This window comes from Lujinxingia vulgaris, from assembly GCF_007997005.1.
Taxonomy (GTDB): domain Bacteria; phylum Myxococcota_A; class Bradymonadia; order Bradymonadales; family Bradymonadaceae; genus Lujinxingia.
Genome location: NZ_VOSL01000148.1, coordinates 44,992 through 60,390 on the forward strand (window position 1 = coordinate 44,992; position 15,399 = coordinate 60,390).

At 65.5% G+C, this 15,399-nt stretch carries 12 protein-coding genes; 7 read left to right on the top strand and 5 right to left on the bottom strand.

What is annotated here, in order from left to right; genetic code table 11:
* Positions 1-161 precede the first annotated feature (161 nt).
* The 3 genes from FRC96_RS21250 to FRC96_RS21260 all read left to right on the top strand — a co-directional run bounded on the left by FRC96_RS21250 (position 162) and on the right by FRC96_RS21260 (position 3,962).
* Entirely contained in the window at positions 162-1,376 is a 1,215-nt protein-coding gene (locus FRC96_RS21250) for a hypothetical protein (RefSeq protein ID WP_146977562.1), read from the top strand.
* Between the two features lie 102 nt (positions 1,377-1,478).
* A complete protein-coding gene (gluQRS, locus tag FRC96_RS21255) occupies positions 1,479-2,480 on the top strand; it encodes a tRNA glutamyl-Q(34) synthetase GluQRS (RefSeq protein ID WP_146977563.1) in 1,002 nt (333 codons plus the stop codon).
* Positions 2,481-2,606: 126 nt separating this feature from the next.
* Positions 2,607-3,962 carry an NAD-dependent succinate-semialdehyde dehydrogenase gene (locus FRC96_RS21260; protein ID WP_146977564.1) on the top strand — a complete coding sequence of 452 codons (1,356 nt, stop codon included), beginning with the start codon at positions 2,607-2,609 and terminating at the stop codon, positions 3,960-3,962.
* 42 nt (positions 3,963-4,004) lie between these two features.
* Here the strand turns inward: FRC96_RS21260 and FRC96_RS21265 are convergent, their stop codons facing one another.
* Positions 4,005-4,769: a nucleotidyltransferase domain-containing protein gene (locus FRC96_RS21265; protein ID WP_146977565.1), complete on the bottom strand. Its 765-nt coding sequence runs from the start codon at positions 4,767-4,769 to the stop codon at positions 4,005-4,007.
* Positions 4,770-4,963: 194 nt separating this feature from the next.
* Between FRC96_RS21265 and FRC96_RS21270 the strand changes: the two genes are divergently transcribed.
* From FRC96_RS21270 to FRC96_RS21280, 3 genes are all read left to right on the top strand, one after another.
* Positions 4,964-6,133 (top strand): GNAT family N-acetyltransferase, encoded by a 1,170-nt coding sequence (locus tag FRC96_RS21270; RefSeq protein ID WP_146977566.1) that lies wholly within the window; start codon positions 4,964-4,966, stop codon positions 6,131-6,133.
* 138 nt (positions 6,134-6,271) lie between these two features.
* Positions 6,272-7,342 (top strand): hypothetical protein, encoded by a 1,071-nt coding sequence (locus tag FRC96_RS21275; RefSeq protein ID WP_146977567.1) that lies wholly within the window; start codon positions 6,272-6,274, stop codon positions 7,340-7,342.
* Positions 7,343-7,611: 269 nt separating this feature from the next.
* The gene (locus tag FRC96_RS21280) at positions 7,612-8,331 is read left to right on the top strand and encodes a GAF domain-containing protein (protein WP_146977568.1); all 720 of its coding nucleotides are present in this window, start codon (positions 7,612-7,614) and stop codon (positions 8,329-8,331) included.
* A 10-nt stretch (positions 8,332-8,341) separates the two neighbouring features.
* Here FRC96_RS21280 and FRC96_RS21285 read toward each other — a convergent pair whose 3' ends face one another.
* The 3 genes from FRC96_RS21285 to FRC96_RS21295 form a co-directional block, all read right to left on the bottom strand.
* Complete coding sequence (locus tag FRC96_RS21285) at positions 8,342-8,755, bottom strand: VOC family protein (protein ID WP_146977569.1); 414 nt, start codon at positions 8,753-8,755, stop codon at positions 8,342-8,344.
* A 111-nt stretch (positions 8,756-8,866) separates the two neighbouring features.
* Positions 8,867-9,205 (bottom strand): YciI family protein, encoded by a 339-nt coding sequence (locus FRC96_RS21290; RefSeq protein WP_146977570.1) that lies wholly within the window; start codon positions 9,203-9,205, stop codon positions 8,867-8,869.
* Between the two features lie 164 nt (positions 9,206-9,369).
* Positions 9,370-10,635 (bottom strand): RNA polymerase sigma factor, encoded by a 1,266-nt coding sequence (locus tag FRC96_RS21295; protein WP_146977571.1) that lies wholly within the window; start codon positions 10,633-10,635, stop codon positions 9,370-9,372.
* A gap of 280 nt (positions 10,636-10,915) precedes the next feature.
* Between FRC96_RS21295 and FRC96_RS21300 the strand changes: the two genes are divergently transcribed.
* Entirely contained in the window at positions 10,916-13,501 is a 2,586-nt protein-coding gene (locus FRC96_RS21300) for a hypothetical protein (protein ID WP_146977572.1), read from the top strand.
* A gap of 102 nt (positions 13,502-13,603) precedes the next feature.
* On the opposite strand, the gene FRC96_RS21305 is transcribed toward FRC96_RS21300, so the two are convergent.
* On the bottom strand, positions 13,604-15,307 hold the full coding sequence (locus FRC96_RS21305) for a nuclease-related domain-containing DEAD/DEAH box helicase (protein ID WP_146977573.1): 1,704 nt from the start codon (positions 15,305-15,307) through the stop codon (positions 13,604-13,606).
* Positions 15,308-15,399 lie beyond the last annotated feature (92 nt).

A 15,399-nucleotide genomic window follows, 5' to 3' on the forward strand; every position in this document is an offset into this window, starting at 1 on the left:
CGTGGCGCGATCTTGCGCTCGCCAGGGGCGCGGTCAATCCCCCACCCCGCATTTTTCGCGCGGGATGCGGTGATTAAATTTCCCTTTAGGGTCAATACGTTAGAGCCCGTCGGCCGATGCGCCAGCGGACCGCCCGCAAAACTTTTTTGAAGGGGGAGACCATGCCACGTCACGCTCCGTTCGTGATCGCCGCACACTGCTGCGCGCTGCTTCTGGCCAGCGGCACGATGAGCTGCGCCAGCGCCCCCACCGAGCCCGAGGAGGTGCGCTGCGAGGAGTGCATTCAGCCCCCGCTGCGCCGCGCGGAGCTGCTGGTGCACCTGGCCGCCGAGCAGGCCACCATCGCCCAGCGCATGCGCTACGAAGGCACCATGCCGCCTCCCATCCGCGAGATCGCCCACGGTCCCCGGCCCGAACATCCCTGGCGAGCGCCGGAGGTGATCGGCACCGCTCAGACCACCTACGAGGGGCGGCTGGGCTGGCATACGGTCTCCGTCGATCCGGTAGTGACCGAGGGCACCGCGCAGCGTTCGCTAAGGGGGCGAGATACCCACGCCGCCCACTGCTTTTTTGCCGAGCGTCCCAACGCCCACACCCCCATCTTCGCCCTCTTCGCCAGCCACGACGCGCGCCGCGGGGACCGCCTCTACGTCGGCCGCCACGACATGGAGCTGGCCCGCGTCGAGATCGCCCTTGAAGAGCGCGCCCCCATTCGCATCCTGCGCACCGAGCAGCTCTGCGCCTTTCGCCCCGACAACAACTTGAGCGGCGCGATGATCGTCAGCTACACCCGCCAGGACTTGAGCCCCCCGCATAACGGCCCCTTCTACGGCGTGGTGCTGGTGAGCCTGAGCGATGTGCGCCACACCACTGGCGAGACCACCACCGTGGAGGTTGAGAGCGCCGGCGGCCGCTTCGGCCAGGCCGCCGAGCTGCGCGAGGTGGCCATCGAGCGCTATGAGGCCCCCACCGCACGCCTTCTTGGACCCTTCAACGATGCGGTCGAGGCGATGGCTGCCGCAGAAGAGCACATCCCCGCCGGCCGCTTCCGCCTGCGCCCCGAGCACACCTTCGTGCGCATGCCGCCTCAGAGCTACCTCGACGGCACAAGCCCGGAGTTCTGCCCGGTGCGCGCCAACTGCGAGAGCGACGAGGCGCCGGAGAACACCGTGACCGCCGAAGAGTCGAATGGCGAGGCCAGCGAGGAGGCCGCAATCGCGCCGGCGTCAACGACCTCCGGCGACGACGCTGACGAGGGTGACGACGCCGACAAAGCGACCGACGACGCCGACGAAACGCCGGCCAAAACAACGCCGGCGCCGCGGGTCGCCCCCGACACCCCGGCGCCCAGCTCCTCCTTCCCCACCCGTCGCTGAGCGTTGAGGCACATCGGGCACGATGGGCAGGTGGGCAAGGCGGCGAATGCGCTTATACTACGCGCCCACGCTGCTCCGCCCCTTTAGCCCCACACGCTGACTATGACGTTGCCCGATCTCGATCCTCTCTTTGAGCGCGCCGCTGACCTTCGCCGCCAGGGCCCCGCCGGGCGCTACGCCCCCAGCCCCACCGGCGATCTGCACATGGGCAACCTGCGCACCGCGCTGGTCGCCTGGCTTCAGGCCCGCCAGGCCGGCGCGCGTTTTGTGATGCGCATGGAAGATCTCGACCAGCCCCGGGTGCGCGAGGGCAGCGCCGAGAAGATCCTCCACGATCTGCGCTGGCTCGGCCTCGACTGGGACGAGGGCCCCGATCTCGGTGGCCCGGCCGCCCCTTATGATCAGTCAGAGCGCGTGGGGCTCTACCAGGCCGCGCTCCTGCGACTTCAGGCCCAGGGCCTGGTCTACCCCTGCTACTGCTCGCGCAAAGACATCGCCGAGGCCGCCAGCGCCCCTCACGGCCCCGGCGGCATCATCTACCCGGGCACCTGCCGCCATTTGAGCGCCTCGGAGCGCGAAGTTCGTCAGCAGGAGCGCCCCGACCGCCCCCCGGCCTGGCGTTTTGTGGCCGGGGAGCGCGAGGTGCTTTTTGAAGACCTCATCTGCGGGTCGCAGCGCCAGCACCTGGCCCGCGACGTCGGCGACTTCGTGCTGCGTCGGGCCGACGACATCTTCGCCTACCAGCTCGCCGTCGTCCTCGACGACGCGCTGATGGGCATCACCGATGTGGTACGCGGCGACGACCTGCTCGACTCCACCGCGCGCCAGATCGCGCTCTTTGAAGCCTTTGATCAGCCGCCGCCCCGCTTCTGGCATGTGCCCCTGATGCGCGATGAGGCTGGTGAGCGCCTCTCCAAACGCGACGGCTCCGACGCGCTCGATGTGCTGCGCGAGCGAGGTCTCGACGCCCCGGCGGTGATTGGCCTGCTGGCGCACAGCCTGGGCTGGGTACCGCAGGGCGCGCGCCTCTCAGCCACCGAACTTCTCGAAGAGCTCCCCGCCGACGCCCTCCGCGCGCTCCGCGACCACCCCGAGCGCCACTGAAGCCTCTCTGCTTACCTGGCCTCCCCAATCCGAGCGCCTGCAACCTGCGGTTGTGCCCGGCGCCGCGGCGATTAGATTGGCCCCCGCCAACGACTTTGATGACCCATGCTTCCCACCGAGGTGTCCATGCGCGCGATCAACCCCACCACCGAAGAGCTCATCGCGGAGTTCCCCGAGCACACCAACGACGAGGTCGTCGAGCGCCTCAACGCCGCGCGCGAGGGCTTTGAGCGCTGGCGCCACACCCCGATCGTCGAGCGCGCGCGCCACTTCCGCCTGCTGGCAGACGAGCTGCGCCGCGGCATCACCCACTTAAGCCGCCGCATGACCGACGAGATGGGCAAGCCCATCGCCCAGGCTCGCTCCGAGGTGGAAAAATGCGCCTGGGCCTGCGAGTACTTCGCCGATCACGCCGGCAGCCTCCTCGAAGCTCGCCACATCGAGACCGAGGCCTCCGACTCTTACGTCACCTACGAACCTCTCGGGGTGGTGCTGGCGATCATGCCCTGGAACTTCCCGCTGTGGCAGGTCTTCCGCTTCGCCGCACCGGCGATGATGGCCGGCAACGTCGCCCTGCTCAAACACGCGTCGAGCACCCCGGGCTGTGCCCGCGACATCGTCGAGCTCTTCGACGCCGCCGGCTTCCCGCCGGGCACCTTCCAGCATCTCTTTATCAACAACCGCAAAACCGAGGAGCTCATCCGCCACAGCGACGTGGCCGCGCTGACCCTGACCGGCTCCACCCGCGCCGGCCGCGCTGTGGCCTCGGTGGCCGGCGAATCGCTCAAAAAATGCGTCCTGGAGCTCGGCGGCTCCGATCCCTTCGTGGTGCTGGCGGACTGCGACCTCGACCACACCGTCGAAAAAGCCGTCCAGGGACGCTTTCAGAACAACGGGCAGAGCTGCATCGCCGCCAAACGCTTCATCGTCGAAGAGGCCGTCTACGACGAGTTCGTCGCGCGTTTCAAAAGCGCCATCGAAGCGCTCAAGGTCGGCGACCCGCACGACGAAGACATCGACGTGGGCCCCATGGCCCGAAAAGATCTTCGCGACGAGCTGCATAAGCAGGTCAAACGCAGCCTGCGCCAGGGCGCGCGCTGCCTGGTCGGCGGGGAGCCTCTCGACCGCCCGGGTTACTTCTACGCCCCCACGCTGCTTGTCGATGTCACCCCCGAGATGCCCGCCTTTGCCGAAGAGACCTTCGGTCCGGTCGCCGCGGTGGTGCGCGCCCGCGACACCGACGAGGCCATTGAGCTTGCCAACACCAGCGACTTCGGCCTGGGCGCCAGCCTCTGGACCAGCCGCAGCCGCGGCCACACCCTGGTGGGTCGCCTGCGCGCCGGCTTTGTCGCCGTCAACGAGATCGTCAAAAGCGACCCGCGCCTGCCCTTCGGCGGCATTAAAGACTCCGGCTTTGGCCGCGAGCTCGCCGCAGAAGGCATCCACGAGTTCACCAACATCAAGACCATCTACGTGGCCTGACGCCCCCCCGAAGTTGTCAGACATGTGACCGGGCCAATCGCCTCAGCCGGCCTGCCCGTGCTCCAGACGCATCCGCACCAGCAGATCGTGGAGCTCGGGCTTGCCGCGCGGCTCCTCGGGAAGATCGCTGTGAAAACGCGCGTCGTCGAGCCGTCGCATCAACCGGCGAAACTCCCCCTCATAAAAACTCATATCGGCGTCTTCCATCAGCGTCTCTTCGGAGCCGTGAAGTTTCAACGCGATCAGATCCCCCAGATAAGGCAGCCGGTAGCGGTGGTTAAGGCGCATGATGTTGGCCTCCACCTCGCCCGTCTCCATCAGGTTGAGCCCGGTCAGCAGCGTGCGAAACACGTAGAGCAGCGGCTTGAGCTTGCGCTGCTTCTCAAACACCGACCAGATCTTCTGGGCAAACCCGCGGTAGGCATGACCGTGGTTGCTGGTCAGACACTCCCCGGCGATCTCGCGCAGCTCATCAAAATACGCCGTGCGATGATGGATCAGCGGCGAGTAGATCTGCTCGAGTACGTTGGTATTTCGCTTGAGCAGGAGCGTGAAGTACTTGTGAACATCGTGCGAGACAAAATCGATCTTCTCCCCGTCCACCGTCTCCATCAGCTCCAGCGTCTCGCGCTCGTTGTAGAGGCCGACCACATTCTCCAGCGGAAGAATATGCGCCCCGCGGATGTCATGATCGGAGTCAAACGAGGGAAAGCCGTAAAGATGGCTCCCCACCACGCTCGAAAAGAGCATCGGGTAGGGCTGCCGAGCGAGGACTTTTTTGACGATCTGATCTTGCGCCACCTGCATATCCAGCGCTCCTGGGCATACGTGAAAGGTCTGAGCCGGGCTCGTCATCTGCCGGCCTATCGTCGCACAGAACGCCCGCCTCAAACAATCGCATTCCTTGCCAGACGCTCCGCCGTAACGAAGTCACACAATGCGGTGTGAAACGCGCATCGCCCGCACCGCACGTCCCGAAGTTGCCGTAGATTGAGGCCCCCATGAGCTCCCTTCGCATTGAGATCCGCGCCGGCGTCAGCGACCTTAACGCCCCGGCGTGGGACGCGATCGCCAGCATCACCAACCCCTTTTTAAGCCACGGGTTTTTGAGCACCCTGGAGCGCTCCGGCTGCCTCGATGAGGCCAGCGGCTGGGTCCCCCAGATCCTGTGCGCCTTCGATGACGACGACACCCTCCTCGGCGCGGTTCCCCTCTACCTGAAGTTTCACTCCCGCGGGGAGTTCGTCTTCGACTGGAGCTGGGCCGAGGCCGCCCACCGCGTGGGCATCCCCTACTACCCCAAGGCCGTGGCCGCGGTGCCTTTTAGCCCGGTCAGCGGCGCGCGCGTGCTCGTCGACCCCGATCGCCCCGACGCCGACGCGATCGCCCGCGCGCTGATTCAGGCTTCCATTCGGCTGGCCGATGACGCCGGCCTCTCATCGCTGCACTTTAACTTCATTCGCCCCGAGGATCGCCCCCTCTTCGACGATCTCGACCTGCCGATCCGCGCGGGCATGCAGTACCACTGGCAGAACCGCTCCCCGCTCACAGACGCTCCGTTTGAAGACTTTGACGACTTCCTCAAAGCCTTTCGCAGCAAACGCCGCGCCTCGATCCGCCGCGAGCGCCGCGATCTCTCACGCGAGAGCGTCAACGCCCGCATCCTCCAGGGCGACGCGCTCACCGAGGAGGTGATGCGGCGGATGTTCCGCTACTACGCCCGCACCGTCGACGCGCACGTTTACGGCCAGCGCTACCTCAACGAGCGCTTCTTTATCGAGATCGCCCACAGCCTGCGCGAGAACCTCCACCTGGTGATGCTCGAGCAAGACGGCGCCCCCTTCGGGGGCACCTTTAACCTGGCGGACACCACCCATCTTTTTGGCCGCTACTGGGGCTGCGAACGCGAGGTGCGTTTTGCCCATTTTGAGGCCTGCATCTACGCCCCCATCGAGTGGGCGATCGACCACGGCATCGAGGTCTTTGAGCCCGGCGCCGGCGGCGACCACAAGTACGAGCGCGGCTTTACCCCCTCGCCCACCTACAGCGCGCATTATATCGCCGATGAACGCCTGCGTGAGGCGGTGCGCGACTTCGTCGGCCGCGAACATCAGGCCGTCGACGCCCACATCGACGAGCTGCGCGAGATGGGCCCGCTCAAAGACGGTTGAGTGACAGAGCCCCACCCGGGCAGCGCCAACGCGCGTCTTGTTTCAGCTCCTCCACTTCGACTAGCCTGTGCGTTCGGGTTCGGAACTCACACTGACCATGGGGCGTCGACACGCCACCATGTTTTCCACGGCTTCGCTATGTCGATCGTTGACGCTCTCCGTAAGGCTTCGCTGCCGCTGACGCTCTTGCTGCTCTCGACGCTGCCCCTGAGCGCCTGCACCTCCGACTCCGCGGTGAGCTGCACCGACGACACGGACTGCTTCACTGGCGAGGCGTGCAACGCGGGCATCTGCGTTCCTCTCGACGAGGAGCCCGGTCAGGACGCCGACCAAAACGATGTCGACGCCAGCGCGGACACCGGCACCGACGCCAGCGATGCAGACACCTCCGAGGACGCTGGCGATGATGCCGACGCGAACGACGACACGTCCGACACCGACATCGACGCTGACCCCATCGATCCACCCCAACTTCCCGACGATCCGCTGGGGCGAGATGATTGCACGCAGCGCAACCTCTGCAACGGCTGCGATCCTCTCAACATCCCCGGCACCCCGGGCGACTACGATCCCGACACCGAGCAAAGCATGGTCTGCACCGACTTCAACGAGGTCGACTGGCTGGCCCACACGCCCAACGCTCTGGAGCTGCGCCTGGGTTGGCGACATCCCGAGTTGGCCGACAACCCGATGGGCGCGCGCGCCGCGCTGATCCTCTGCCGCGACGACGCCACCGGATTTGGCGACGCGGAGCGCTGCATCTTTACGCGCCTGGGCGCTCCGCTCAACGAAAGTGCCTTTGAGCCGGTCCATGTCGACATCGACCGCTCCGCCCCCCTCGATCACCAGCTTAACCTGCGCTTCCCCCCCTCCGAGCGCCTCCACGTGGGCGTGGCCTTTGTGGAGAGCCGCGACAACCTGCGCGCGCTGCGCGCGGAGATCTCCGCCGACGTCTACGTCCACTCCGAGAATCAGACGCCGGTCTTCTACCCCCGCTTCTATGAGCACGGCTGGCTGGGGCGCCCCGGCGACATCTGGTACGCCGGCGTCATCGACTGGAGCCAGGCGCTGCCCAACGCCAAATACACCCCGCGCGGCGCGACCTACGACCTCGATCGCCGCTGCCGCACCAGCGTGCACCAGCGCTGCGGCTCCTCCGATCGCTTCTTCAGCGCGAACTCACTCAACGTCTGGAACTTCGAGCCCTGACGCCCCCCCGGACGCATGAACGCGCTCGAACGTGCACACCGTCCCGCCACCCGCCCACGGCTTCGACGGGATGGAAGCGTAGCGCATCGCGCCCTGAGCGCGCCGGATGGAATTGTCACACAACTTCGACCCTTCCCTCTTTGGACCACAGCGCCGAATCCTCTATTCTTAACGCACTCGGTCAACTTTCCTTTTTTACTCCGGGGACGGTCCTGAGCGCCGCTCCCGCTCTGGCTTTCGCCGGAGATTTTCACGTGTTTTGGAGTCGTATGCCCAAACCTTTCCCACTCACTGCTGCCGAGAAGGAGCGCCTCGAAGCGCTGCGCCAGTTCGCGATTTTGGACACCCCGCCCGATGGTGCCTTTGATCGCATCGTAAAGCTGGCTGCTCGCCTCTTTGACGCTCCCATCGCACTGGTCTCTCTGGTCGATGAGGATCGCGTCTGGTTCAAGGCGCGCCACGGCATCGACATCGATGAGGTCGGTCGCGATCCGGGCCTCTGCGCCTCGGTGGTCTTCAGCGACGAAGCGTACATGATCCGCGACGCCCTCGACGATCCCCGAACTCTGGCTCACCCCCTGGTCGCCGGCGAGTTCGGGCTGCGCTTCTACGCCGCCGCCCCCCTGATCACCCGGCAGGGCCACCGCCTGGGCGCGCTGGCCGTGATGGGCTTTGAACCTCGCGACTTCGCTCAGGAGGATCGCGACACCCTCCACGACCTGGCCGCGCTGGTCATGGAGCAGATGGAGCTGCGCCTGACCACCCGCAAACTTCTGGGGAGTTTGGAGCGCTTCATCACCAACCTCCACGACCTGCAAGAGCCCGAGCGCTTCATCACCCTCTGCGCCTGGACCAAATCCATCCGCGTGGGCGACGAGTGGATGACCTTCGAGCACTTTCTGCGCAGCAAGCTCGGCTTAAGCGTCACCCACGGCATCCACCCCGACGCCGCGGAGAAGTTCGGTAACTCCACCGACGACGAGGGCTAAGCCCCCCGGCTCAGGTGCACTCGCGCTCGTTGCAGTTGATCATCCACGGTATGCCAAAACGATCGTGGAGCGTCCCGAAACGCAGCGCCCAGAAGGTCTTCTCCAGAGGCATCGTCACCTCGCCGCCTTCGGCCAGCGCCGCGAAGACGCGCTCGGCCTCCTCCGGCGTCTCAAACTGCAGCGACACCGAGAACCCCTGCGGCGCTTTAAAGGTGGCGTTCATGGTGTCGGAGGCCATCAGCACCTGCTCACCCACCTCCAGACAGGCGTGCATCACCGAGTTCTGATGTTCCGGCGCCATATGCTCGGCTGCCGGCGACTCCGAGACCACCTGCATGGTGAGCTTGCCGCCCAGCACCCCGGCGTAGAACTCGAAAGCCTCTTTGCAGTTTTTATCGAAGTTCAAATAGGTCACGATCTTCATAACGTACTCCCTGTGCGAGTCGACATCACGTTGCCGGCTGCGGACCATCCCCGGCCGGCTTCAACCCCTGGTCGAAGCGCGACACACGCGATCGACATCGAGAGGAAAAAATCAGCCCTCGACGTCGAGCTCCCGCGCTGGCCGAATCTCAATCGAGCCCACCTGCGCCGGCGGAATGCCCGAGGCGATGCGAATCGCCTCATTAAGATCGCGCGCTTCGATCAGATAAAAGCCCGCCAGCTGCTCCTTGGTCTCCGCAAAAGGACCGTCGGTCACGGTCACCTCCCCGCGGCGCACCCGCACGGTGGTCGCCGTCTCCACGCTCATCAAGGGTTGACCTCCCAGGTACACGCCGCGCTCCTGAAGCTCCTGGCCGTAGGCCGCGCAAACCTTGTCGTCGACGCCGCGAATCGCCTCTTCTTCGCCGTACACCAGACAGACATACTTCATAAAAACCTCCGTGGGTTGGGGGAGTTAAAAAAACGCGCAGCGAGGATCGCATACGCGCCCGACTTCCGGCGTTGCCTTACGCTCATCCTGTAGTCGAAGAAGCACAGCCGCGATCGACACGCCTCATTGATGCATCGGTAATTAAACACCGCGCCCCGGCGACCTTAACCGTCGAGTTCCTGAAGACGCCTGCTCAGAAAACGGCGCTCGGGCTCAAGTTCCGTCAGCTCAAGCGCGCGCCGGTAGGCCACGCGTGCATCTTCCCTTCGCCCCAACCTTCGGTAAAGATCGGCTCGGGCGGCGTGCGCCAGGTGATAATTCTTGAGCGCATCGTCGCGCAGAAGCGCCTCCACAAGCTCCAGACCCGCCGCGGGCCCGTCGCGCATCGCCAGGGCCACCGCCCGGTTGAGCGCCACCACTGGCGAGTCGGAGGCCTCATAGAGAAGATCATAGAGGGCCACGATCTCCGCCCAGTCGGTCGCCTCAAAGGTCTCAGCGCGGGCGTGCACCGCGGCGATCGCCGCCTGCAGCGCATAGCTTCCGACCTCGCCAGTGGCGAACGCGCGCGCCACATACGCCCGCCCCTCCTCCATAAGCTCGCGATCCCACAACGCGCGATCCTGATCTTCCAGGAGCACCAGGTCGCCCCGGGCATCGGTCCGCGCCACGCGCCGCGACTCGCTTAAGAGCATCAAGGCCACAAGGCCCAGCGCCTCCCCGTCGGGCTCGTCGAGAAGATCCACCACAAGCCTCCCCAGCCCGATCGCCTCCAGGCAGAGTTCTCGACGAATCAACGCATCTCCCGAGCTCGCCGCATACCCCTCATTAAAGACCAGGTAGATCACGCTGAGCACCGCCTCCAACCGCATCGGGATGTCGGCCGCCTCGGGGATGGCGTAAGGAATCTTCGCGCTCTGGATCTTTCGTTTGGCCCGCACAATACGCTGCGCCAGCGTGGGCGCGCGCAACAGAAACGCCCGCGCGATCTCCTCGGTACTCAGCCCGCAGACCTCTCTTAAGGTGAGCGCCACCTGCGCCTCACGGCTCAGCGCGGGATGGCAGCAGGTAAAGATCAGACGCAGCCGGTCGTCCTCAAAGACGGTCGCGTCCACCAGCGCCTGCTCCGGCGTCGCCTCACTGGCCGAGGGCTCCCCGGCCGCCACCAGCGCCAACTTCTCGCGGTAGCGCACCCGCCGACGCAGCCGGTCGATCCCCTTAAAACGCGCCGTCGAGATCAGCCAGGCCCGCGGGTTTGCCGGCAGCTGCAGCGCCCCGCCATCATCCACCCAGCTCTGCATCGCCACAATCCAGGCCTCGTGCAGCGCGTCTTCGGCCAGCTCAAAATCCCCCAGCAAACGAATCAGCGTCGCACGCGCCGCCGGCGCGTGCTCCCGGTAGAGCGCATCAAACCCACCATCCACATCTCTCATCCCAACTCCCCTGCCCGGCGCGAACTTAACCCGACCACGCGCTCACTCTGCCGTCTTCTCCGTCTCCCCTCAAGGCCCCTCCCCCCGTCACTTCACCCTTTCGGGCGAAAAGCTGTGCGCTTTCGATTTGCTCGATTCGTAACAATCTGTTAACAGCCTCCTGTTACCTATATCCCTCGCAGGGGCGAGTCCGACGCGCGGCAGCAGTTCTGCACGCACCCCATCCCTGAGATTTTCAAACACATCGATCCTCACGCGTTTTTCTCCACAGGAGTCCCCTATGACCCTCTCGCGCTTTCGAAACTCCCGTCGAAGCCTCATTGCCCTGAGCGGCGCGATGGCGCTGAGCCTTGCCGCCTGCGGTGGAGGCGACGATGAAATCAACGTCACCTGCGGCGAGGGCACCGTCGAAGAAGACGGCAGCTGCGTGGTCGCCGAACCCACCGCCTGCGGCGAAGGCACCGTCGAAAACGACGAAGGTCTCTGCGTGGTCGTCGAGCCCACCACCTGCGGCGAAGGCACCACCCGCGCCGACGACGGCAGCTGCGTGCCGGCCGAAGACGCCTGCACCGCCGGCACCGTCCTCAACATCGAGAGCGGCCGTTGCGTGCCCACCGCCGACGTCTGCGAAGAGGGCACCCTCTGGAGCGAAGACGCCCAGCGCTGCGCCCCTGAGGCCCGCTGCCAGCCCGGCGACATCATCCTCGATGGCCTCTGCTTTTCCGAAGCCGAACAGCTCGCCCGCGACGCCGACGTCACCCTCGACGCCGAGGGTAAGGTCGGCGAAGAGTCCGGCGTGATGCTGGAGCTCGTCGAAGGCGAGCGTCAGATCGTGGCCGGCACCCTGGGCGCGCCGGTCCTCGACGCCGACGGCGTGCCCGTCCCGGTCAAACCCGCCATCTCTTTTGAAGGCCAGTTCGGCGACCTCGTGCACGTCTCGGTCCATGACCTGGGCCTCCCCGACGCCGCCTTCCGCGTCATCGGCCCCAGGGGCTACGAGCGCTTCAGCGGCAACCTGGGCCAGGGCGTCAACGCCCGCCAGCTCTTCCTCACCGAGGAGGGCACCTACACCGTGCAGATCATCCCCGGCGCCCTCAGCGGCGACGAGGAGCGCTCCAACGCCTACGGCGGCACCGACTGGCGCTACGTGGCCACCTTCGAGCACCAGGGTCAGGCCGAGCCCACCGCGCTAAGCGATGATCAGGCCTACACCATCGACTTGAGCCAGCCCGGCCAGAACTACTTCGTCGTCGACGCTGGCGTCGATGCCGAGGCCATCGAGCTTGAGCTTGAGCACATCCCCGAAAACTACGAGCTGATCGCCTACTTCGACAGCCAGCTCCTGGAGAGCAACCCTCAGTTTCTCCTGCAGCTCGCCGGCATGGAAGGCTCCATTGGCATCAGCCTTCGCGAGGTCTTCCCGCCGGCCGGCGCCCACCTGCCAATGGCCAACGCGATCATGCAAGACGGCGCCATCATTCTCGACTGGTACCACCGCACCCCGGGGGGCGATGAGGCCCAGGTTCGCCTCAATACCCCCATCAGCGTGCCCGCCGGCGACTCCATCACCCGCGAAGTCACCGTGAAGGCCGGCGAGATCTTCGCCGGCAGCTTCAGCCGTGGCATGGGCGGGTTCTTCGGTGCCACCATCGCCACCAACCCCGGCGCTCTGGATATGGAGATCCGCGACGAAGCCGACGACGTCATCTTCTCGCGCGAAGGCACCAGCGGCGTGGATGATAATGATGAGACCTTCCCCGGCTACTTCTTCGAGCGCGCCGCGGCCGACACCACCTTTACGGTCACTCTGACCAACCCCGACGCCGAAAACGACGTCGAGAACATCATGTGGCGCCTGCGCCGTCAGCAGGCCCGCCAGCTCGGCGACATGGTCGGCGGCCGCATGCGCCAGATCGCCTACGACCAGTTCATGCCCCCGGGCTACCACATCTTCACCGAGTTCTCGGCCGACTTCGATTGGATCGGCCAGCTCTTTTTCAACCTGGGCGGTGAGTCGATCGAACCCGAGGTGATGGCGCAGCTCTTCAACGTCTACGACCGTTTCCTCACCCCCACCGAAGACGTCTTCATCGGGGACGCCTACGGCTCCAACGTCTCACTCACCGGCCTTGAGGGCGACTACATCTTCAGCTTCACGCTGGGCAACCAGTCCTCCTTCGGAAACCTGGCCTCCCTTCAAATCCTGCTGGTCGAAGCCCTGGCGCTCGCCCCTGGCGAGACGCTGGAGACCTCCTACGAAGCCCAGGCCAACGAGCTTGTGAACGTCACCTCCCAGAGCAGCATCGGCAGCTCCGCGCTCAACCTGACGGTCACCAACCCCGGCGGCGTCGAGATCTACAATGGCCCGATGAACTCCTCCTTGCGTCTTCTGCTCGAAGAAGCGGGCACCTACACCTTCTCCTATGCGCTGAGCGGTGAAGAGCGGGGCTGGTTCCTCTCCGAGCCCACAGTCCTCAGCCTGGGCACGGTGCCGATGGTCACGCTCAACGACATCGACCTCCCGGAGACCGTCGCACTGGAGCGCAGCGCCAACCTGTGGGCGGGACCCAACGCCGCCTTCGTCGCCGTGCGCGTTGATGAGGCGCTTCCGGCGTCCTCCTACCCGCTCATCTTTACCAGCGCGACCAGCGGCGACCCGGCACAGCCCGTCTTCAACGGTCTCAACGTCAACCGCGCCAACTCGGTCGATGATCCTTACGTCGGTTATATCAGCTTCTACGGCAGCGTACTGACAGGAAGCGTGTTGGCGCAGCCGGGTCTCTACATCGTCGAGGCCAACTTCAACGGTGCGTTCCCCGACACGACCAGTGGCGACCTCACGATCTCGCTGGGCACCAACCTCTGAGCCTCATGGAGGTGACGTGAAAAAAGCCGCGCCCCTCTCGGGCGCGGCTTTTTTCGTTTCGCCATCTCCCATGTTCAGGCGCCCGCGTGACGCGCCCGCCGCTCAGTTCGGCCAGCTCGACTTCGCAAACACATAAAGGCGCAGCATCGCCCGCGAGGCCGCCACATAACGAAGCTCCTGCGAATACCAGTCGTCGTCGACGTCGACATCGACCAGGATCACCACCTCGGCCTCCAGACCTTTAAAGGACTGAATCGTGGTGAAGAGCACACCCTGCCCGCGCTCGGCGATCTCATATACGAGCCTCACTCCGCCCAGCTCCTCCGGCGCCCCGGGGGTGGAACGCTCCGGGCTGTGCGGGCTCAAGATCACCACCTGATCGAGCGCGACGCCGTCCCGATCGGTCAGCTGCTCCAGGAGCTCCGCCAACTTCTTCTGCATCTTCGACGGACCCCACATCGGGTAAACCGTGGTGGGTTCGCCAGCCGGCGCCAGCGCGTGGGGGTGCATCGGGGTGTCGATGAGCTGGTTGAGATCTTCGCAAATCTCATGAGTGGTGCGGAAGTTCTCGCTCAGCATAAAAAGCATCCCATCATCGGGCACGCAGGAGGGCCGCCCGAAGATGGTCTGGCGCTCGTCGTAAAAGATCCAGCGATGCCCCTGCTGCGGATCGGCCAGCGACTCGTCGAGCACCGCCCACCAGTCCTCGCCAAAGTCCTGCCCCTCATCGACGATGATGGCATCCCAGCCCCGCACCTCTGGATGCCCCTCCACGATGGCGTCGAGCAGGATCGCGGCGCTCCTGTTCATCCAGAAGTCCGCGCTCTCCTCGCGCGCTGCCCCCCGCGGCGGCCCGAAGGGTCGGCCCAGCAGCGTCGCCGCCCGCTCACACAACCCGTGAAAATGCGTGACTTCAATGCTGCCCTTAAAACCCTCGCCGCGCTTCTCAATGCACTCGGCCAGATGCTCGGCGAGCCCGATGTTGAAACAGGTCAACAAGACCCGCTTGCCGCGTCGCGCCATCTCCCGCGCGGCGTGCAGCGCCAGCAAGGTCTTCCCCGTTCCCGCCCCACCCTGCACCCGCACCCGGGGGTTGGCCATCAACCCGCGCACCACCGACTGCTGATGTTCGGAGAGCTTAATGAGCGACTCGCGCTCCCGATCCAGGCTGGCCGCCCGCGTCTCAAAAGGCACCTCCACATCGGGGCTGATCACCGCACACGCCGCCTCGAAATCCGGCGGACTCAAGGGCGCAATCCGCACCGGGAGTTTCGCGCCATGAAAGGCCATGATGCGCGCGATGGCGTCCTCCAGGTCGCCGGTTAACTCCCGGGAGCACAGAAGCACCTCCGGCGGAAAATCCAGCGTCTCTTTGCTCGGCCCCGGCCCGAAGGGAAACGCCACCGCCCAGCCGTACAGCAAGGGAAACTGGCGGGTGCGCGTGGTGCCGATCGCCCGACGCATCGGATCGCCCAGACCTTTGACGATATGCTCGATCTGGCCGCGGGCCTGCTCCGCCGGGCTCTTCGTCAGGCGCTCGCGACGCCCGTCGTGTTTCTTGCGGTACCACTGACCACCGTCACGCTCGATGCCCGATCCCTTGCACTCCACCACCAGCATCCCCAGCTCGCGATGCACCACCAGAAAGTCCACCTCCCCCTGCCCCCCGTTTTGCCGGAGGTAGGGCAGGCTGTGGTACACCCGAAAATCATCGCTGAGCTTGTCGCGAAAACGCTCCCAGAGCTCGCGCTCGGCGCGCCGTTTGAGCTCAACCTTCGGCGGGTGCGCGGGAATCATGATGGCCATCTCGTCCTCCAATCCGAATCATCCACACCACGAGGAAAAGCGCATCAACGCGCCCCCCGCTCGGCTCATTCGATCGTTCACAGACGCCCGAT

Excerpts from the sequence above, each read along its gene's own strand:
- FRC96_RS21280 (WP_146977568.1), top strand. The coding sequence starts at position 7,612 with ATGCCCAAACCTTTCCCACTCACTGCTGCCGAGAAGGAGCGCCTCGAA.
- FRC96_RS21270 (WP_146977566.1), top strand. The coding sequence starts at position 4,964 with ATGAGCTCCCTTCGCATTGAGATCCGCGCCGGCGTCAGCGACCTTAAC.
- FRC96_RS21250 (WP_146977562.1), top strand. The coding sequence starts at position 162 with ATGCCACGTCACGCTCCGTTCGTGATCGCCGCACACTGCTGCGCGCTG.
- FRC96_RS21305 (WP_146977573.1), bottom strand. The coding sequence starts at position 15,307 with ATGGCCATCATGATTCCCGCGCACCCGCCGAAGGTTGAGCTCAAACGG.
- FRC96_RS21285 (WP_146977569.1), bottom strand. The coding sequence starts at position 8,755 with ATGAAGATCGTGACCTATTTGAACTTCGATAAAAACTGCAAAGAGGCT.
- FRC96_RS21275 (WP_146977567.1), top strand. The coding sequence starts at position 6,272 with ATGTCGATCGTTGACGCTCTCCGTAAGGCTTCGCTGCCGCTGACGCTC.
- FRC96_RS21295 (WP_146977571.1), bottom strand. The coding sequence starts at position 10,635 with ATGAGAGATGTGGATGGTGGGTTTGATGCGCTCTACCGGGAGCACGCG.
- FRC96_RS21265 (WP_146977565.1), bottom strand. The coding sequence starts at position 4,769 with ATGCAGGTGGCGCAAGATCAGATCGTCAAAAAAGTCCTCGCTCGGCAG.
- FRC96_RS21290 (WP_146977570.1), bottom strand. The coding sequence starts at position 9,205 with ATGAAGTATGTCTGTCTGGTGTACGGCGAAGAAGAGGCGATTCGCGGC.
- FRC96_RS21260 (WP_146977564.1), top strand. The coding sequence starts at position 2,607 with ATGCGCGCGATCAACCCCACCACCGAAGAGCTCATCGCGGAGTTCCCC.
- gluQRS (WP_146977563.1), top strand. The coding sequence starts at position 1,479 with ATGACGTTGCCCGATCTCGATCCTCTCTTTGAGCGCGCCGCTGACCTT.
- FRC96_RS21300 (WP_146977572.1), top strand. The coding sequence starts at position 10,916 with ATGACCCTCTCGCGCTTTCGAAACTCCCGTCGAAGCCTCATTGCCCTG.